This window comes from Asticcacaulis sp. AND118 (assembly GCF_020535245.1).
In the GTDB taxonomy this organism is placed as follows: Bacteria; Pseudomonadota; Alphaproteobacteria; order Caulobacterales; family Caulobacteraceae; genus Asticcacaulis.
Genome location: NZ_CP084910.1, coordinates 1,294,077 through 1,313,360, shown reverse-complemented (window position 1 = coordinate 1,313,360; position 19,284 = coordinate 1,294,077). Strand labels below are relative to the sequence as shown.

Annotated in this window: 19 protein-coding genes; 4 read left to right on the top strand and 15 right to left on the bottom strand. The window is 60.9% G+C overall.

The window, feature by feature from the left end:
- Positions 1 to 35: 35 nt before the first annotated feature.
- From LH365_RS06355 to LH365_RS06310, 10 genes are all read right to left on the bottom strand, one after another.
- The gene (locus LH365_RS06355; RefSeq protein ID WP_226745327.1) at positions 36 to 869 is read right to left on the bottom strand and encodes a hypothetical protein; all 834 of its coding nucleotides are present in this window, start codon (positions 867 to 869) and stop codon (positions 36 to 38) included.
- 171 nt (positions 870 to 1,040) lie between these two features.
- A complete protein-coding gene (locus tag LH365_RS06350) occupies positions 1,041 to 1,880 on the bottom strand; it encodes an SDR family oxidoreductase (RefSeq protein ID WP_226745326.1) in 840 nt (279 codons plus the stop codon).
- 69 nt (positions 1,881 to 1,949) lie between these two features.
- The gene (gene ssb / locus LH365_RS06345) at positions 1,950 to 2,468 is read right to left on the bottom strand and encodes a single-stranded DNA-binding protein (RefSeq protein WP_226745325.1); all 519 of its coding nucleotides are present in this window, start codon (positions 2,466 to 2,468) and stop codon (positions 1,950 to 1,952) included.
- 193 nt (positions 2,469 to 2,661) lie between these two features.
- Positions 2,662 to 3,102: a hypothetical protein gene (locus LH365_RS06340; protein WP_226745324.1), complete on the bottom strand. Its 441-nt coding sequence runs from the start codon at positions 3,100 to 3,102 to the stop codon at positions 2,662 to 2,664.
- Positions 3,103 to 3,113: 11 nt separating this feature from the next.
- On the bottom strand, positions 3,114 to 3,764 hold the full coding sequence (locus LH365_RS06335) for a hypothetical protein (protein ID WP_226745323.1): 651 nt from the start codon (positions 3,762 to 3,764) through the stop codon (positions 3,114 to 3,116).
- A gap of 43 nt (positions 3,765 to 3,807) precedes the next feature.
- Positions 3,808 to 6,705 carry a transcriptional regulator gene (locus LH365_RS06330; RefSeq protein ID WP_226745322.1) on the bottom strand — a complete coding sequence of 966 codons (2,898 nt, stop codon included), beginning with the start codon at positions 6,703 to 6,705 and terminating at the stop codon, positions 3,808 to 3,810.
- 159 nt (positions 6,706 to 6,864) lie between these two features.
- A complete protein-coding gene (locus LH365_RS06325) occupies positions 6,865 to 7,698 on the bottom strand; it encodes a flagellin (RefSeq protein WP_226745321.1) in 834 nt (277 codons plus the stop codon).
- 138 nt (positions 7,699 to 7,836) lie between these two features.
- A complete protein-coding gene (locus tag LH365_RS06320) occupies positions 7,837 to 8,166 on the bottom strand; it encodes a flagellar protein FlaG (protein WP_226745320.1) in 330 nt (109 codons plus the stop codon).
- A gap of 125 nt (positions 8,167 to 8,291) precedes the next feature.
- The gene (locus LH365_RS06315) at positions 8,292 to 9,125 is read right to left on the bottom strand and encodes a flagellin (RefSeq protein WP_226745319.1); all 834 of its coding nucleotides are present in this window, start codon (positions 9,123 to 9,125) and stop codon (positions 8,292 to 8,294) included.
- A 306-nt stretch (positions 9,126 to 9,431) separates the two neighbouring features.
- Positions 9,432 to 10,262 carry a flagellin gene (locus tag LH365_RS06310; protein ID WP_226745318.1) on the bottom strand — a complete coding sequence of 277 codons (831 nt, stop codon included), beginning with the start codon at positions 10,260 to 10,262 and terminating at the stop codon, positions 9,432 to 9,434.
- On the opposite strand from LH365_RS06310, the gene LH365_RS06305 reads away from it, so the two are divergent.
- A complete protein-coding gene (locus LH365_RS06305; protein ID WP_226745317.1) occupies positions 10,252 to 10,398 on the top strand; it encodes a hypothetical protein in 147 nt (48 codons plus the stop codon). The genes LH365_RS06310 and LH365_RS06305 overlap by 11 nt on opposite strands.
- A gap of 90 nt (positions 10,399 to 10,488) precedes the next feature.
- Here the strand turns inward: LH365_RS06305 and flaF are convergent, their stop codons facing one another.
- Both flaF and flbT read right to left on the bottom strand, forming a co-directional pair.
- Positions 10,489 to 10,899, bottom strand: coding sequence for a flagellar biosynthesis regulator FlaF (gene flaF / locus LH365_RS06300; protein ID WP_226745316.1), 411 nt, complete (start codon positions 10,897 to 10,899; stop codon positions 10,489 to 10,491).
- The gene (flbT, locus tag LH365_RS06295; protein WP_226745315.1) at positions 10,859 to 11,284 is read right to left on the bottom strand and encodes a flagellar biosynthesis repressor FlbT; all 426 of its coding nucleotides are present in this window, start codon (positions 11,282 to 11,284) and stop codon (positions 10,859 to 10,861) included. Before flbT ends, flaF begins: the two co-directional genes overlap by 41 nt.
- Before the next feature lie 185 nt (positions 11,285 to 11,469).
- Between flbT and LH365_RS06290 the strand changes: the two genes are divergently transcribed.
- The gene (locus tag LH365_RS06290; protein WP_226745314.1) at positions 11,470 to 14,955 is read left to right on the top strand and encodes a tetratricopeptide repeat protein; all 3,486 of its coding nucleotides are present in this window, start codon (positions 11,470 to 11,472) and stop codon (positions 14,953 to 14,955) included.
- Positions 14,956 to 15,011: 56 nt separating this feature from the next.
- Here LH365_RS06290 and LH365_RS06285 read toward each other — a convergent pair whose 3' ends face one another.
- Positions 15,012 to 15,848, bottom strand: coding sequence for a universal stress protein (locus tag LH365_RS06285; RefSeq protein ID WP_226745313.1), 837 nt, complete (start codon positions 15,846 to 15,848; stop codon positions 15,012 to 15,014).
- 155 nt (positions 15,849 to 16,003) lie between these two features.
- On the opposite strand from LH365_RS06285, the gene LH365_RS06280 reads away from it, so the two are divergent.
- Both LH365_RS06280 and LH365_RS06275 read left to right on the top strand, forming a co-directional pair.
- The gene (locus LH365_RS06280) at positions 16,004 to 16,615 is read left to right on the top strand and encodes an HD family hydrolase (protein WP_226745312.1); all 612 of its coding nucleotides are present in this window, start codon (positions 16,004 to 16,006) and stop codon (positions 16,613 to 16,615) included.
- Positions 16,616 to 16,627: 12 nt separating this feature from the next.
- Positions 16,628 to 17,557, top strand: coding sequence for an NAD regulator (locus LH365_RS06275; protein WP_226745311.1), 930 nt, complete (start codon positions 16,628 to 16,630; stop codon positions 17,555 to 17,557).
- A 213-nt stretch (positions 17,558 to 17,770) separates the two neighbouring features.
- On the opposite strand, the gene LH365_RS06270 is transcribed toward LH365_RS06275, so the two are convergent.
- Together LH365_RS06270 and LH365_RS06265 are read right to left on the bottom strand one after the other, a co-directional pair.
- Entirely contained in the window at positions 17,771 to 18,628 is an 858-nt protein-coding gene (locus tag LH365_RS06270) for a hypothetical protein (protein WP_226745310.1), read from the bottom strand.
- Between the two features lie 172 nt (positions 18,629 to 18,800).
- On the bottom strand, positions 18,801 to 19,220 hold the full coding sequence (locus LH365_RS06265) for a hypothetical protein (RefSeq protein WP_226745309.1): 420 nt from the start codon (positions 19,218 to 19,220) through the stop codon (positions 18,801 to 18,803).
- Between the last annotated feature and the right edge of the window lie 64 nt (positions 19,221 to 19,284).

Below are 19,284 nucleotides of genomic sequence, written 5' to 3'. Positions count from 1 at the left end.
GTTTTCGATGACGTCGCCCATCAGCACAACGCCCACTATATATGCACTGTAACAGTGCGAAGACTCCGATGAAAATGCTCTCGAACATCAGGAGGCACTTGATCTAAAAGCATTTGATTGATCGCTTGGTGATCTGCATCGCTGCGAGTAGCATCCAGTTCAAATTCCCAACTTGACCAGTCATTCGGATCTTTAGCTGTAATGACGCCGATACCATGCTTACCGGCGACAGAAAGCACGCCTTCAAGATCAGCTTTCTGATCCTCAGAAAGTCTTTCAGGAACATTTACAATTAACAAGTACGCATAATGAGCTTTTGACTTGTGCGACAAAGCTTCATAGACAGCCAACACATCAAGAGCTTCAAAACGCTTAACCTCGAACGTACGTACATCTCCCTCTGGTCGAGAAGAAAACAACCATTCTGATACTGTACATATAACAATATCAGGGCGCGTCCACCTGCCTCCAGTTTGCCGTCGCCCTTGCCCTGCTGTCACCGCACCGTAAACATGCGTAAAACCTGGTTGCAAAGTCCAGTTGCTAATTATCGTTCCTAAAATTGAGTCATAATACTCACGCTCCATGAGTATTTGCTTCGTTTCAGGATTCGCAGCTTTTATGGTCTCCGCCGTCACTTCCGTCGGAATTACGTCTGCCTGATCAACGAGATAAATGCCGCCGCGATGTCCTCTGCGACGAACAATTTTTTGCTTATCAACAAGTGATTGCTCCGCAGGCCAATATTCCTGCGTGGGTTGCTTATTAGGGGTAGGAAGCTTTTTCCAAAGGTCATTTCGCGTTAAATGCCCCTTACTTTTAGATAACGCCTCGATGATCTTTACTTCCAAATCCTCAACGTCACTCATTATTCCCCCAATCATTCTCATCAAAAATCGCAGATCACTTCATCAAAACAGCCAAGTAGATTGACTATCTGCCGGCGCGTTTATTAACGCGCACCCTAGCACTATTAGGCTTGATCCCCAAATCCGGAAGGCGTTTTTGCCCCTTCCTGAGCCGGCCTGTTAACACTTATTTCAGTTGAGCGACGCCTTGAAGGCCTCAGCCCAGTCCGGGTGCCAGCGCGACAGCGGCGGACGGTTTTCGATGACGTCCTCCATGGCCCATTTCATGCGCTTTTCATCCAGTTCGCGCGACACGTCATTGTCCGGACAAAGAATATAAAAGTCTCCGCGCGACAGGCAACTCATCATGAAATCGACGGTCTGCCCGGACGTCCACGCCCCGGCAGGCTTTTCACCGCCCGCCTCTCCGGTCATACCCGTATGGACGAAACCGGGGATCAGCAGATGCGCCGTGATGCGGCTGCCGGGCGTGTTGCGCAACTGGTGTTCCAGCGCTTCGGTAAACACCTTCACGCCTGCCTTGGAGACGTTATAGGCCGGATTGCCGGGCGGCGTAGTGATGCCCTGTTTCGAACCGGTATTGATGATCAGCCCCGCGCGGCCACTGTCGATCATGGCCGGGGCGAAGGCCTGCACGCCGTTGATCACGCCCCACAGATTGACCTCCAGCACCGAACGCCAGTAATCGGCGCTGCCCAGCACATCGCCCTTACCGCCGATGCCGGCATTGTTCATCAGTACGTCCACCCCGCCCCAGTCGCCGGTCAGGATCGCAGCCAGCCCGTCCAGCGCCTGACGATCCGAAACATCGACCTCAGCCACGCGCACCTCGGCATCGGGGGTGGCCGACAGAATCTGCGTGCGGGCCGCTTCCAGCCGGTCCGCGCCCATATCGACCAGACAGAGCTTCAGCCCCAGCGCCGCGAACCGTATCGCCGCCGCCAGACCTATGCCCGACGCGCCGCCCGTAATCACGGCGGCCTTGCCCGGAGTGAAAACCGGATGGGTCATGTGCGTATCTCCAGAATACAAAAAAGCCTGCGGGGTCGCCGCAGGCTTTGAATGTCGTAAAGTCCGTCCCTAGAACGGGATTTCGTCGTCCAGATCGAAGTTCTGCTTGGGGCCGGACCCTTGCGCCTTCGGACCCGACGACGCCGGCGCGCCGTAGCCGCCGTCATCGAAACCGCCGCCGTAGCCGCCGCCCTGATCGTAACCACCGGAGGACTGACCACCGCCGCCGCTGTCGCCACGACCGCCCAGAAGCGTCAGATTGCCGTTGAAGCGTTGCAGCACGATTTCGGTGGTGTACTTTTCCACGCCCTGCTGATCGGTCCACTTGCGGGTTTGCAGCGAGCCTTCGAGATAGACGGTCGAGCCCTTGCGCAGATACTGCTCGGCGATCTTAGCCAGATTGTCGTTGAAGATCACGACGCGGTGCCACTCGGTCTTTTCCTTGCGCTCGCCCGACATCTTGTCGCGCCATTGCTCGGAGGTGGCCACCGTCAGGTTTGCGACGCGCTCGCCCGAGTTGAGGGTGCGGATTTCCGGGTCCTTACCCAGATTGCCGATAATGATGACCTTGTTGACCGAACCCGCCATGCACTGAGCCTTCTATTCTGCCCGCGATTCGGCGGACACATTGAATCTGAAGCGCCGAACATATGCCGCAAACGCGCGCCTGCCAAGCGCGAGTTAACGCTTTGTTCACATCTTTTGGTGCGATGGCCAGGCACGTTCCCAAAAGTGTGCAGCGGTTTTTGGCATCAAGGGCGCGACACGGTAAAGCCCCGCCCTACTTCTTTTCGGGCAGGTTTTCCGGCAGGGTCTGGACGTCGGAGAAGTCGGTCTTTTCCGGCACTTCGAATGCGCCCGGCACGACCAGACGGCCATCGGGGGCCTTGGTCAGCAAGGGAATGCGCGCGCCCTCATAGCTTTGACCGATCTTGACGCCGCGACCGTCGGACCACAGGAAGGTGCCGTTATAGACGCCGACGATCTCCTTGCGCGGCGAGCCCATGCTGAGGAATTTGATGCGCAGGGCGTCCAGATGCGCGGCGCAGTATTCCAGCGACGGCACGTCCTTCTTGATGACGTTGAACTTCGGCGGCTGGTCCTTGGGGAAACCGACGTGGAAGCAGACATTGCGTTCCTTCGGCCCCTTCAGCGGCGCCGGGCCGCAACCGGCCAGAGCCACGCAGGCCGCGCCCGCCATGATCCACAGAACAGGTTTCATCACGCCACTCCCTACTTTACCGAACAGCCCTGGCCCTGTTCGATCAGGGTGCGGAAATTCTTATTGTCATCCGAGATTTCGACGCGCTTGGGCACAAGACGCAGGGTCTGCGCGCCCCACCGGCCGTAAGAGGCCGACCCCGGACGCTCGCAGCGGCCATCGAACAAGAGGGTGGCGCAGGCATTGAGCGAAATGCCGTCGGACAGGCGCGTCCATTCGTTGCCGGCAAAGCGCAGACAGGCCCCGGCCGGACCGCTGGTGGTCACCGGATTGGCCACGGGCTCACCCGAATCGACGACGACCGGCGCGGTATTGGCGTCCGAAATGACCGGCGGCGGGGCCAGAGACGCGGTCGGCGCGGCGGTCATCTCACCGCTTTCGTCGACGCCGACGTCCAGCGCATTGGCGGCGACGCCGTTCTTCTTGGCGCAGTCAGCGATGGTCAGTTGCCCCACGAATTCGCCGTTGACGAAGCAACGCAGCGTCTTCTTGGCGTCGAGGGTCGGCGCGTCGTCGATGTCCAGAACCAGGCCCGGACCTTCGGTGTTCATGCGCGGCGTTTCTTTTTGTGAACTGGAAATCGCCCATCCGATCAGCACGGCCAGCAGCAGGGCCCCGCCCGCGCCCGCCAGCCAGATCGTCTGCTTTCGGTTCAGCGCCATAGTCCATCCCCTCGGAGGTGAGTAATACCCCCTAAAGGCCTGTTTATGCGCCGCCTGTCAAGCGGGAGAGCGCCGCGGCGTAGTTGGAAGCCTGGCTATTCCAGTAGGCCGCCGAACCGGTCGAGGTGGCGTTATTCTTCTTGCCGTCCTCGGTCGACGTGGTGTCCTCGCCATAGCGCAGGTAACGATAGGCCGAGCGCACGTTTTTCAGGGCGTCGTCGATCGTCTTGAGTGCCGCCGTAATGCTTTCTTCCGAGGTCAGGTTGATGTCGGAATTGAACTTCAGGCCGAACAGTTTCTCATCCTCCGAAGAGGTCTTTTTCTTCGACGATGAGGCCGAGGTGTCTTCCGCCGTGCGGATCAGGCCGTCGGCAATGCCCAGCGCTTCGAGCGCGTCCTTACCGGCGGGACCTTTGATGATTTCCATCTGCGCATTCTTGTTCGCGGGCTCGATGACCAGTTGCGATTCCGCCTTGCCAGAGACCTTGGCCACCGTCACCTTGAGGTTATAGCCGGCAGCGCGCTTGATCTTGGTGGCCAGGGTATCGGGCGTCTCATTGGCCTCGATGGTGACCTTCTTCTGCGCACCGTTTTTGTCGCGCAGATAGAAGGAATCGCCCGCGCGTACCGAGGTCGCCGAGGTCAGCAGCGTCGAATCCTTGTACTGCATGGTGCCCGAAGGCAGGCCCAGTTTGTCGAGCACCGAGGCCCCGCCGGTCGAAACCGCCATCGCCTGAGGATCGACCTCGCCGTCCTTGCCGGTATAGCGCTGGCTCCATTCCACCGTGCCCGTGGCCATGTCCATGCGTGTAATATAGGCGTCGGCCTCGCCCAGCTTGGTCGTCCCGGCGATTTCCCCCTCGGTCTGGCCCGCGAAATAGACCTTGCCGTTGGTGAACTGCACCTTGACGTCGCTCTCGTCGCCCGCACCGCCGTAATAGACGACCTTGTCGCCGGCGGTGGAGTTGAAATCGGCGTCGACCGCCGCCGCAAAGGCATCGGAATAACCGTGGAAGGCCGCCGCGCCGCTGCCGCCGCCCAGAATTTGACTGTTGCCGGTCGAGCCGCCGACATAGACCTTGCCGTCATAGACGTCTATGGCGCCGATCTGCCCGCCGCCGAGACCGCCCAGATTGCGCGTGCCGCCAAGGACCGGCTTGGCCGGATCGGTAATATCATAGGCGCGCAGGACGATATTGCCGTCTTCGACTCCCGCCACGTACAGGGTGTTGCCGTCGACCTTGATGGCGCTGGCCTGATCGGTGCCCGCGCCGCCGTACTGGATGGTCGCGGTCGCCTTGCCCGTGGAGTCGAAACTGCGCACATAGGCGTCCCAGCCGCCGGCCGAACCGCCGCCGCCCTGCATCACGCCGCGCGTCTTGCCCGCCACATGCACGGTGCCGTTGTCGCCGAAGGAAACGGCCAGAGCGGTGTCTTCGTCGATCGACCCGTAGCGCTTGGTCCACATCTCCTGCCCGCCAGCGTCGAAGACGGTGACGAAGCTGTCGGCCACCGTGGCTTTCGCGCCGGACGTGCCGGAATCTTCCTTGGTCGAGGTGCTGGTGTAGGTCTTGCCATCCACCGTGTAGGTGGCGGTCGTGGTGGTGACGGTCGACAAGGTCCCGGTTACGGAGCCCGCAATGGCCACCCGGCCATCGTCGGCGACGGTCAGCGCATAGCCGGTCGCCGTGTCGGCGGCGCCCAGCGTGCGGGCATAGACGACGTTGCCGGCGGAATCGTATTTGATCAGGGCGACGTCCTGCGTCCCCTTGATGGTCTGGCCCTCGACCGCGCCGTCGACATCGGCCAGCACATAGACCGAACCGTCGGCGCCTGACACCGTCTGGTGCACCTTTTTGATCGAGTCCGCCAGCTCGTTCTGGATGCTGCGGCCCGCCGTGAAATAGGTGTCGCCCGGCTTGGAAACCGTGTCGCCGTCGGTATTGAACTTCACCATGCCGGTCGTCTGTTCCGGCGTGACCTCTTCAAACTTCTTGGTTTCCTTGTTGTATTTCGTAGACTTGTCCGTATCGCCCGTCTTCTGGATGACAAACACGGAATCACCGGTGGACGCCGCGTTGAAGGTCAGGGCCTCGGACGTGTCGCCCTGGATCTTCAGCGAGAAGGTATCGGGATTGGTGCCGATCTTGATCGTCTTGCCGTTCGACTCGGTCGTCTTGTCGGTGCCCGGCGTGCGCTGAACCGCGAACTTGGTCGTCAGACCGGCGTCCTTGAGCTTGCCGTTGATGTAGTTGACGACGTTCGACATCGAGCGCGTATCGCTACCCATTTCCGACAGATCGATATGGACATTGATCGGCGTCGCCGTACCGGTTTTCTTGACCGATATATCGAACGCGACATCGCCCTTGAAGGCTTCGACCTCGCTGGTCGCGGTGCCGGAATGGATGTCCTTGGCAAAATAGGTCGCATCGGTGCGCGGCACGCCCACGCTCGACTTCGTCTTGTCGGTGATGCCGCCCTGAATCAGGTCGAGATACTGATAATCGGCGTCCTTCACATACGCGCTCACCTCGCCCAGCCCGGCGTCGAAGCGGCGGCGCAAGGTATTGAGCTGGGTCGTGTTGCTGATCGAATCAGGATTCGAGCCGGTCAGGATCGACTGGGCTTTCGACGCCACGGCGCGCAGCGAGTTCAGCCCGGTATAGAGGGTGTAGAGTTTCTTGTAGTCCGTCGAAGCGCCGGCAACATCGAGATCGATTGCCGATTCTCGGATGAAGCTCTTTCCTGCCAGAATATTCTTGACCAGGGTGTCGTCCGTCGTGCCGCCCTTCTCCCACGGCGCCGTCGGGGCCTTGCTGGTTCCGGTCGGGCTGGTGGCCGTGTTGGAGGACGCAGTCGTGCTGCCCGTACTCGCGGAGGTACGGATTTTCGAGTTGTAATAACTCGTCAGCAGGCTGGTATCGAAGGATATGGTCATTATCCGGGTTCGCTATGGAACCCTATCTTCGCCCATCAACCCTTAAGAAGCGTTAACCCGCGAAAGATTCTCACACGCCAAAGTTTTATCCCCAAACGAAAACGCCCGCCGGTTACCGGCGGGCGTTTCAAGTCAAAAGTTACCTGAATTACTGGAGAATTACTGGAACAGTCTCAGGATGGCCTGCGGCGATTGGTTGGCGATCGACAGGGCCTGCGTCCCGAGTTGCTGCTGCACCTGCAGGGCCTGAAGCCGGGCGCTTTCCTTGGCCAAATCGGCGTCGACCAGGTTGCCGATACCGACTTCGATAGCGCCGGACAGCTTGGCCACGAAGTTCTGACGCCCTTCGATCTGCTTGGCTTCCGACCCCAGCGAAGCCAGGCTGGCATTGACGGTGTCGATGGAAGAATCGAGATTGGCAAGGGCCGAGGTCGCCCTGGTCATGCTCAGAATATCGGCCGTCGACGTCAGGCTGATGATCGAGCCGCCGAGGCTGAAATCGCGCGAAGACAGGGTGACGACCGAGCTGCCGTCGGCATTGTCGATGAACTTGATACCGTTGGTCAGCGAGCCGTTCAGAAGGTTGGTGCCGTCGAAGGTGGCGTTGGAGACCGCATGGGCGACCTGACGCAACAACTCTTTGAAATCGCCGTTGAGGGCGTTGCGCGACGCCGTCGAAATCGACGGGTCCATGGCCGACACGACCTTTTCGCGCATCTGCACCAGCAGGTCCGACACCGATTCGCCGGCGGCGAGGGTCACATCGGCCACCGAGGTGGCGCGGTTAAGGGAATTTTTCACCGCGTTCAGCGAACTGAGGTCGGCCCGCTGGCCCTGAGCGATGGAGTAGAGCGCCGCATTGTCTTTGGCGCTGGACACCTCAAGCCCTGTAGAAATCTTGGTTTGCGTCGCTTCCAGCTTGCGCGTCGTTGAGTTCAGGTTCTGCAACGCCGTCATGGCTGTTTTATTGGTATTGACGCTGACCGTCGGCATGAGGATTCTCCATGTACGCTTCGACTCAGAAGTGTTAACGAACATGGTAACCAAAAGGTTAATATACGCAAACGGCTTTATCCGCGACCCTGCTCAGGTACGCGGCAAACAATCAGAATATGAGCGATAGAACGACCGTCAGACGCTTGTCGTGACGATGCTTCCCGCCTTGTAGCTATTGGACTTGCGCATTTCCATCAGTTCCTTTTGCGGGAACTGGCGCACCACTTCGCCGGTATAGCGATCGATGGCGCGGTAGATGAATTCGCCGCTGTCCGGATCCTTGTCGATGGTCAGTTTCAGCATGTAAGCCGGTTGCGACTGCGGCTGAGCCTGATTCGACAGACCATTGTCCGCCTTGCTGCCCGCGTTGGCCGGAGCGACTTCCTGGACAGGCTTGACCGTTTCTACGGGTTTGACCTGAGTGGGATCGGTGACGGCGGGCACATTTACAACATTCGTAATCATCTCCTGCATCACGCGCGGCGTCTTTTACGCCGGCACGCCCTCTGCTAATGACCGTGAAACAGAGCCATGCCCACGATCGGAAAAGAAAAGGGGCGGATACCCGAAGGCCCCGCCCCCGTCATTCCTTATCGGAACAGGCTCAGAACCGTCGAAGTCGACTGGTTCGCGATCGACAGGGCCTGAACGCCAAGCTGTTGCTTGGTTTGCAGGGCCTGCAGTTTCGCGCTTTCCTTGGCCAGATCGGCGTCCACGATGTTGCCGACACCGGCTTCGAGCGAGTCTTGCAACTTGCCGATGAAGCTCGTGTGATTGGACAGCGACTTGGAAGCCGTACCCAGCTTGGCCAGCGAAGCCGACACGTTGTTGATCGAGGTCGTCAACGTGGCGATAGCCGCAGTGGCCTTGGTGAGGGTATCGATTTCACCCGCAGCCGACAGGGTGATGGCGGAACCGGTGCCACCGACCGTCAGCTTCTGGCCCGCAACGGTCAGACCACCACCCGAGGCGTTAGCCAGGGCCGTGATCGTCGCCTTCGAGCCATCGAGCAGGTTGACGCCGTTGAACGAAGCGTTCGACACGGTCTTGGCGATCTGGTCGCGAATGGCCTTGAAGTCTTCGTTCAGCGCGTTCCGGCTCGACGTGTTGAGCGTGGTATCCGAAGCGGCCAGAGCCTTTTCCTTGAGCTGCGAGAGCTGATCGGAAATGGACTCGCCCGCGGACAGAGCCACGTCGACGACGGATTGGTTGCGGGAAAGCGATTCCTGGACCGCGTTGAGAGCCGAGATTTCGGAACGCTGACCCTGCGCGATAGCATAGGCCGAACCGTTATCCTTAGCGCTACCCACCTTCAAACCGGTATTGATGCGGTTCTGGGTGACTTGCAGGTCGGAGTTGGTCTTGTTGAGGTTTTGCAGGGCAACCATAGCCCCGAAATTGGTATTCACGCTGTTCAGCGCCATGAGTCTAGTCCTTCTTCTAGATGAACCGGAGACATTTTGTCGTCCGGCGGCATTTTGCCTGCCGTTATGACTGCAAGCGGCGGGCCAGCGCTCCGATCACGGAAAAATCGCACATCTATCTGAAAAACAAGCATTATACATGCCTTAACCACGCTTCGGGCCCGGCAATTTTTGCCGGTTTGCGGCAATTTCTGCCGGGTCGGCAGATTTTACCGGCGGAGTTAAAGGCAGGAAACGAGACCAAGAACAAAAAAAGAAGCCGGAGCCGATCCGAAAGGGATCGATGCTCCGGCGTAACTACGCGACTTACTGGAACAGGCGGGTGACGATACCCGGCGCCTGGTTGGCGATCGACAGGGCCTGAACGCCAAGCTGCTGCTTGGTCTGCAAGGCCTGAAGCTTCGCACTTTCCTTGGCAAGATCGGCATCGACAAGATTACCGATCCCCGCCTCCATTGAGTCGACCAGTTTCGACACAAACAGCGAGTGCGCTTCCAGCGATTTCGAGGACGTCCCCAGACGGCCGAGAGCCGCGGAAACGTTCGAGATTGACACGGTCACCGCGTCGGCGATGGACTTTGCCTCCACGGACGAGGTGAACCCTGAACCGGCCGACAGCGTGATATTGCTGCCCGTCAGGCTCAGATCCTGCGCCGCCACCGTCAGCTTCGAAGAACCGTCGGCATTGGCCAGGGGCGCGATGCTCGGCGCCCCGCTACTGATCAGATTGACACCGTTGAACGCAGCATTGCTGACCGTCTTCGATATCTGGTCGCGCAACGCCTTGAAGTCTTCGTTCAGGGCGGCGCGACTGACCGTGGAAAGCGTCGTGTCGGAAGCGGCTAGTGCCTTCTCCTTCATCTGAGTAAGCATATCCGCAATACTCTCACCGGCGGAAAGCGCCACGTCGACGGCCGATCTGGCGCGATCGAGCGAGTCCGTAACCGCCCCAAGGGAGGCCACATCCGCGCGCTGCTGGGTAGCGATGGCGTAAACCGCCCCGTTATCCTTGGCGCCGGCCACTTTCAGCCCCGTATTGATACGGTTTTGAGTGTACTGCAGGTCGCTGTTGGTCTTGTTGAGGTTCTGCAGCGCCACCATGGCGCCGTAGTTGGTATTGATCGACATGTTCGACATCGACAGTGTCCTTTCCATTCTGGTCGGGGATTTGAGCGGCGCTTTTGCCGCAAAGCCATTTTGGCTTACCCGAGACATAGCAATGGAAATGCCAGCCGGAAAGGTCTCGTTAAATATTTTTATCTTTGATTTTTAAGAACATTTTTGAATTGAAAAAGGGCGGGAATCACGAATTCCCGCCCTCAATACCGGCCCTGCCCGGCAAAATCTGCATCAGGGTGAATTTTTAGCCCAGCGACGCCCGCACCGTGCCGACAAAAGCGGCGTCGGACGCCGACGGCGTCTCCTGACGCGGCATCAGGCCCTGCATGATCAGGCGGTTGACATCGATCAGCGGCCCGATCTCTTCCTGACCGCGCATCACCGACGAGGTATGGCGATTGACCCAGATCGACAGGGAGATGATCTGCGCGCGCAGGGTTTCAGGCAAACCGTTGCCCGGCAGCGCGCAATCGGTGCCCAGCACCGACCACAGGCGGCGGTTCCAGTCCAGCGCGTCCATGCGCCTGGCGACTTCGCTCTTGTCCAGTTGATCGGCTTCCATCAGGGCGCGGGTGACCTGACCGAACAGACGATATTCCGTCTGGCGCGGATCTTCACTCCGCTGCGCCGTCTTCTGGTAGGCTTGTAGAGACATGTCCCAGTCTTTCGTCTTCGTACTCGATAAGCTTACGGCAACCCATCAGGGCCTTATAGTATTCGCGGCCCATAATGGCTTTGGATATCACCACGCATTCCGCCAGTATCGCCGGGTTGGCGATGACGCCCATGAATTCGGTCATGCGCGTCAGGAATTCGTCGTAGTATTTTTCAGCCCCCGCCTCGTCGAGATACATCATCATGACGGGGAAATAGATATGACGCGCCGGTGAATTGACATCGCTCGCCTGCATGATGTCCTTTTCACGCAGCACCGAGGCCTTGTTCTGAAGCACGAGCGAGCAGCGGCGATCGCCGTTTTGCACGACCGCACCGTTGAGGACGAATTTTTCGCCCGGCTTGAGCGAGAGTTTGAGCGGCATGTCAATCCCTTTGGAAGGTAATCTATAGGCGTCACACTGTTAACATCAGGTTTCAGCGCCAAGTTTTCTGCAAGCGCGCCGAACGCTCCTGATCTTAATCGAATCGATCCATAAGATGACATGTTTCGGGACCGTCTGTCCTGAATTTGATTGTGCGTAAACCCGATGACGTCGCGGAGGCCTCCATGCCCAAACAAATCAAGCCTTTGGGGAAAGGTGCCGGAAAGGCCACTGCCGATTACCGCACGCGGCTGTCGCCGGCATCCGCGCCGCAACCGGTCGCCGATACGCCCATCGGGAGTTCGCCGGTTGCCAACGCCCTGCCCACGCCTTTCGCCGGCGCTTTCGTCCCCGATCCGTCGATCATTCTGGGGGATTCGGCGTCCAGGGACGCCCTGAACTTTCTGGCCGAGGCCGCGGCCCATATCCGCCAGCTCAACCTGCTGACCAAACTCAAGGGTGCGCTGGTCAAGCTTCAGGAACGCGATTTCACCGCGGCGGCGGAAATCGCGCTGGAGGCGCTGAACGTCGATGAAAAATGCGCCACGGCGTGGCATATCCTCGCCGTCAGCCGTGAAAAGTCCGGCGACCTCAAAAGCGCCTTTTCCTGCTACGAGGCCGCGCTGCGCCTCGATCCCGACAGCCTCAATATCGCCAACGATGTCGGCCGCCTCGCCTTCTTCATGAACCTGCACGAAAACGCCGAAGGCTTCTTCCGCTTCGTGCTGCGGCAGGACCCCGGTCATGTCGAGGCCATCAACAACTACGCCAGTTCGCTGCGCGAAATGAGCCGTTTCGACGACGCCATCGAACTGCTGCGCCCGGCGCTGGAGAAAAAGCCCGATAACGCCGCCCTGTGGAATACGCTGGGCACCGTCGTCAATGCTCAGGGCGATGCCGAAACCGCACTGATCTTCTTCGACGAAGCCCTCAAGTACGACCGCGAGAACGCCAAGACCTGGCACAATCGCGGCCTGATCCTCACCGCGCTCGGGCGCATCAACGAATCGATCGAAAGCCTTGAACAGGCTCATAAACGCATGACCGACCCGGCCCAGCGCGAAGCGGCGGAACTGGCGCTGGCCTTCAACCACTTCATCAATGCCGACCTCGCGACCGGCTACCGCTATTACGAATCGCGCAAGTCGCTGCACAGCTACGAAGGCATGAAGTACATCACCGATGTGCCGCCGCTTGACCTGACGCAACCCCTGACGGGCAAATCGGTCTTCGTCACCATGGAACAGGGCCTCGGCGACGAAATTCTGTTCGGGACCCTGCTGCCGGACCTGCTGAAGGAACTGGGCCCCGACGGGCATCTGACGCTGGCGGTCGAGCGCCGTCTCGTGACGCTGTTCGCCCGTTCCTTCCCCGATGCCACGGTCATCGGCCACGTGACGGGCAAGGCCAACGCCTTCATCGTGCGGCAGTATCCGACGCTCGACACCACGCGGACCTATGACGGCTTCGTCATGCTGGGCGACCTGCTGCCGCGCTACCGCCCGGATGAAGCCGCCTTCCCGCGTCAGAAAAGCTTTCTCATTCCCGATCCGGTGCGCGTCGCGCATTGGAAGGCCGAACTGGACAAGCTGGGGCCGGAGCCGAAGGTCGGCCTCCTGTGGAAAAGCCTCGTCAAGCATTCGCGCCGCGACCGTTACTATTCACCGTTCGATAGCTGGAAGCCCATCCTGCGCACGCCCGGCGTCATCTTCGTCAATCTGCAATATGGCGACGTCACCGACGAACTGCTGGAGGCCGAACGCGAGGGGCTGAGCCTGTGGAACCCGCCGGGAATCGACCTCAAGCAGGATCTGGACGATCTGGCGGCCCTGTGCGCGGCCATGACCGTGGTGCTGGGGCCATCGAACGCCACCAGCAATATCGCCGCCGGCATCGGCACCGACATCTGGATCATCGCCCCGCCCCACGCCTGGACCATGATGGGGACCGACCATTATCCGTGGTACGGCTCGGCGCGCATGTTCGTGACACCGACGCCGGGCGAATGGGAGCCGACGCTGGAGGTCATCCGTCAGACCCTCATCGCCGAGGTCGCCGCGCCAGTCGCCGCCCCCTCCCCCGACGATATTCGCCTCCTGTTTCAAGAGGTTGAGCGTGCACTCCTGATGCGCGACTGGACCGACGCCGAAGCCCGCGCCCGCGCCGTACTGCGCCACGCCCCGGACCATATGCGCGCCTGGCAGGCGCTCGCCACGTCGCTCGACCGGCAGGACCGCGTGCCGGAAGCGCTCGACGCCTATCAGAAAGCGCTGGAGCGCGATCCGGAGTCGCTCGACATCGCCGCCGATCTGGCGCAACTGTCTTTCCGCATCGGCCTCTACGACATGGCCGAACGATTCTACGGCCTGATCGTCCAGCGCGATCCGGGGCACCTGACCGCCGTCAACTATTACGCGGCGTCGTTGCGTGAACAGTCGAAATTCGACCAGGCCATAGAACTGCTACAGGCCTATCTGGCCGATTACCCGAAACAGAGCGCCCTGTGGGACACGCTCGGCACCATCCTCATGGCGCAGGGCGAGGCCGACACGGCGCTGATCTTCTTCGATGAAGCGGTTACTCTCGACAACAGCCTGCCGGCGCGCTTCAACCGCGCCTGTCTGTGGATGGAGAAGGGTCTGGTGGCCGAGGCCCTGCCGGAACTGGAGCTGTGCCTCGACCGCTTCTCCGAGCCGTCCAATCTGCGCTCGGCCGAGTTGATGCTGGCCTACGCCCATCTGGCGCTGGGCCACCTCAAGCCCGGCTGGAAGGCCTATGAGGCGCGGCACATGGCCGGCACGCCCAAGGCCGTGCGGTTCGACCTGCCCGCCGCCCGTCTCGCGCCTGAAGACATTACCGGCAAGCGTTTGTTAGTACTGGCCGAACAGGGGTTGGGCGACGAGGTCATGCTGGGGACCCTGATCCCCGACATTATCGAAAAACTTGGCGACGGGGCGCTGACCCTCGCGGTTGAAAAGCGCCTCGTGCCGCTGTTTTCGCGCGCCTTCCCGCAGGCCCGCGTCCTGCCGCACCAGACCGAAACCCGCGACGGCGTCATCACGCGCAGCGTGCCGGGCATAGACGGCGGCAGCCTCGACGGCTGGGCGCTCATGGGCGACTTCCTGCCGCTGCTGCGCGGCGATGTGGCGGCGTTTGACGGCCAGCCGACCTTGTTCAAACCCGATCCGGCCCGCGTCGCCTATTGGCAGAGCGAACTGGCCAAACACGGCGCGGGCAAGAAGGTCGGCCTTCTGTGGAAGAGCCTGATCAGCGATTCGCGTCGTCAGCGCCTCTATCCGGCTTTCGAGCAGTTGGCACCGCTGCTGGGCCGAAAGGACTTGGTCTTCGTCAATCTGCAATACGGCGAAACCGTCACCGAGCAGGTCGAGGCCAAGGCGTGGGGCGTCAATATCTTCACGCCGCCCATCGACCTGCGCAACGATCTTGATGAGTTGAGTGCCCTGTGCGCCGCGCTCGATGTGGTCATCGGTCCGGCCAATGCCTCCACCCAGATCGCCGCAGCGACCGGCGTGCCGACCTGGCTGTTGCTGACGCCGGGGGCGTGGACCATGCTGGGGACCGACCAGTATCCGTGGTACGCCAATGCCCGTACCTTCGTTGCAGACGGCGACTGGACGCCGACTATCGCTCAGATCACAGCGGCTATATAAGTAAAAAAAAAAGCGGTGGAAATTCCACCGCCTTTTCCATAACTTATGTCGAACTTCTAATGCGCCATATAGAGGTTGAGGTTCGTATTGTGCAGCAAGGCGCGCGTCGTGCCGCCAAAGGCGAACTCGCGCAGGCGCGAACGCCCGAAGGCCCCGGCGACCATGTACTGCGCCTGATGCCGCTGATTGGCTTCGACCAGCGTGCCGATCAGGTCGTTGCTCTTAGGCAGCAGATCGACCTCGACAGCCAGACCGTGCAGCATGTAGTAGCGCGCCAACTTCCCCAGATCGGCCGGATTTTCACTGACCGGCGCACCGGCCACCACAACCTTGGACGCCTTTCGCAACAACGGCACCGCCCGGCGCGCCGCGCGCGACGACGGCTCCTTGCCGTCCCAGGCCACCAGCGCCGTGCCGCCGACGTCGAACGGCTGACGCGCGATGAAAACACCGGCCCGCTCTTCCATCAGCACCTGCTGAAAGGCTTCGGACAGAAGACCCCGCCCGCGCGCGCTCTCGTCGCCGAAGACCACGATGTCTGACAGGCGGGTTTCAGTGGCCAGACACTGCCACACCGGTGATTTCAACGGTACAAACAGCTTGTTGTCATAAGGGGTGGCGTTATAGGCCTCGCGCGCCACGGCCTCGGCCTCTTCGGCGGCGGATTTCAGCCCGTCCATGGCCGCCATCTGCACCGTGCCCATGAAGCCTTCGCCCAGCCACGGCGCCAGTTCCGCCGGATCGGGCGGCGCAAAGAGAAAGTTCAACTGCCCGCCGAAGCTGCGGGCGATGTCGGCAGCGATGGAGATGGCCACATCTTCCGACGTCGCGCCCGATACAGGCACCGATACGCGCGCCCAGGCGCCACCGGCAGTTTGGGGGGAATCCGTCATTCTGGCCTCCTTTTTTGTGCATGGTCCGCATTTAACGGCGACGCGAAAGGCAAAGCCGCTATATTGCCGTCTGAGTATAGGCCGGTCGCAGCGATTTCGACACGCGGCATATGGCCTCAACTCGCAAGTATCCCGTCAATAAATCGTGAAACGTCATGCCGCCCCGCCGCCGCCCTCAAGCCGATCCCGCACCCCGCGCCTGGCAGCGTATGCTGTCCGGCCGTCGTCTGGATCTGCTCGACCCGTCGGCCATCGATATCGAGATCGACGACATCGCGCTGGGCCTGTCGCGTGTGGCCCGCTGGAACGGGCAAACCACGGGTGAGCACGGCTTTTCCGTCGCCCAGCATTCTCTGATCGTCGAGGCCATCTGCGCCCATATCGAGCCGGGGCTTGAGACGAAATGGCGGCTGACCGCCCTTCTGCACGACGCGCCGGAATACGTCATCGGCGACATGATCTCGCCGTTCAAGGCGGCGCTGGGCCTCGATTACAAGCGTTTCGAGCACCATCTGGAGCAGGCCATCCACATCCGCTTCGGCCTGCCCGCCGTCGTGCCGGCCAAGATCAAGGCGCTGATCAAGCGCGCCGACCACGCCTGCGCCTATTTCGAAGCCACGCAACTGGTCGGGTTTTCCGATACCGAAGCGCGGACCTTCTTCGGCACGCCGCCGGAAGGCTACCATCTCGACCTGATCTCCCTGTCGAGCGCCGAAGCCAGCGCGCGCTTCATCGACAGGTTCCACATCCTCAGCAAAAGTTTGTAGGGGGGAAATGCCGTGTCGGTCAGCCTGACTATCGAACTGTCCGCCGTGGTGATGGCGATCAAGGACAATGAAGCGATGGTCCTGTGCCTGACCCTGCCCGACGGCACGGCCCTGCCCTCCGGACCTTTTCGTCCCGAAGCCCACCGGACCTTCGATCTGGCCGTGCGCGCCTTCGTCACCGAACAGACGGGGTTTTCCGCCGGCTATGTCGAACAGCTCTACTCCTTCGGCGACGAAGGCCGTCAGGGGTTGAGTTCGCTGGCCCCTGACGACGACTATCAACGCGTCATTTCGCTGGGCTATCTGGCGCTTACCGCCGACAGCGCCTTCCAGTCGCAGTTGTCGGCGCAATGGAAGCCCTATTCAACCTTTTTTCCCTGGGAGGACTGGCGGCGGGGCGAACCGGCGGCGGTCGCCCCTCTGCGCAAACACCTGCGCGACTGGTGCGCCGCTGCGCCGGATCCGAAGATAGCGGCGGAACGGCGCGGTCGGGTCGAAACCCTGTTCCCCGAAGACAGCGATCTGTGGAACGAAGAGCGCGTGCTCGACCGCTATGAACTGCTCTACAGCGCCTGCCTGATCCGCGAGTCGCGCTGCGCCGAAGCCTCGACCGGCAGCGGCACGGCCATGCTTTCCGATCACCGGCGCATCCTCGCTACCGGCCTGTCGCGCCTGAGGGGCAAGCTGAAATACCGCCCGGTGATCTTCGAACTGATGCCGGAGCGATTTACGCTGCTGGAATTGCAGCGCTCGCTGGAGGCTATTTGCGGCCTGCCACTGCACAAGCAGAACTTCCGCCGCGCGCTGGAACGCACGGGTTTCGTGCGCCCGACCGGCGTCATGCGCGACGACACGGGCGGCCGTCCGGCGGAGCTTTACGCCTATGACCGCGACCGCTTCCGTTTCAGCCCGTCGCTGGGGTTGAGCTTGCCGAGAGGGTAGAAAGTTAAATCGCGGAAAACACGGAAAGCACGTAAAAACTGAGACGCGCATCTTGCCCAAAGGGCCTTTTCTATAGCGTGACTTGCATAGTTTAGGCGCGTTTCACCCGTAGTATTTGCGCAATGAAGTCCTTGCTTTCCGTGTTTTCTGTGGCCATAGAAAAAGCCGGCAGATTCACCCGCCGGCTTTTCCGTTTTCAATGATCTGAAAGGCTTACGCCGCGCGGCCCGCCAGACGCGCCGCCTGAGCCATCCAGTTTTCGCGCACGATACGCGGCGCCGCATGGACGCGGGCCGACAGCCAGGCCACGTGCTCCGGCGTCCAGCTCGCCACCTGCCAGTAGTGGTAGATACCCAGCATATTCAGTTCGCGCTCGTTATCGCCACCGATCCCTGAAATCAGCGTCAGGTCATCCGGCATGCCTTCCGGCCTCGCCAGACGATGCGGCTCAAGGCCCGTGCCCGCCTGTTCAACGGCGGCACGGACGCTTTCGGGCGTCATGGACGACAACAGCGAGGCCTTGGGGCGCGAAGTGCGGTCAACCAGTTCAATCACGGGCAGTTCAATCACGGGCTCGACCTGCGGCGCGGCGACAACCGGCGCCTCAACCGGCGCTTCTGCCGACGATTCTGCTACCATCGATTCCGGGCGCTCGATCCCGGCCATGATGGCGGGCTCGAGCTCGGTCGATACGCCGACCGGAGCCGGCTGCGGCGCGGCCGGCGCAGCCACCACGGGCGGGGCCACCGGGCGCAGCGGAATAATCTCGGCCGACGGGCGCGGCGCGACAAATTCGGCCTGCAGCGCGGTCGGGGCCTGCACGGCCTGACGCGACGCATTCAGCGTCTGAGCCGCGGCCACCATCGGATCGGCGACCGGACGCGTTTCAACCGCCGGCGTGCTGAGGGGCGCATCGAGCGTCGAATCGACCAGCGGCGCGGGCGCTTCATCGAAGATGGAGATGCGACGAACGGCGCGCTTCGGCCTGGGCGACAGGTGCCAGCCCACGAAGCCGCTGAACAGGAACACCGCCAGAAGCAGGGCCGCCGATTGTGCGATCAGCAAATACATTTATATGCCCCCTAAGCGCTTTCCGAAAAGTGGGACGCACTTTTCGGGTCAAAAAGCGCGTCAATCCAAAAAGTTAGAGCCTTTATCATGATGAAGGCTCTAACCCGCGCGACGCGCCAGAAAGCCCGTCATCAGGCCCAAAGCCGCCGCACCCAGCAGCAGCCAGCGCAACTCAAAGATCAGATAAAGCATGATCGGTCTTCCCCATAGACACCCGCATCGGCGCTTCGGTCGTATCGGTCAGCACCTGCAGCGCCGGACCGTACAGATACCCTTCGCCCTTCGGGACATAGACTTCGATTTCCGGCGGCAGTTCCGGCTGCAGGCTGCGCACCGCGGCGGCGGCCTGCGTCAGACGCGCCTTGCGGTCCTCCGCCGTGAGATTGGGACGGAAGTCCTGCACCTTAAGGCTGAGGCGCACATTCAGGCCATCGACCTCATAGGCGACATCGCCCAGCCCCTCGGCCTTCAGTGCGTCGGCGACGCGGGCCTCCAGCGCCTGAGGCATGGCCGGGAGAAGCTTGTACAGCCCCACGCCTGCGCCAGCGGTCAGAAGCAGCAGTCCCAGTCCCCATACTGTTTTGGACGACATGCCATGTCCCCGGAAAATCGAAAATCTGAAATCGTTAACGACTAAACCTCAAATCCGGACACCT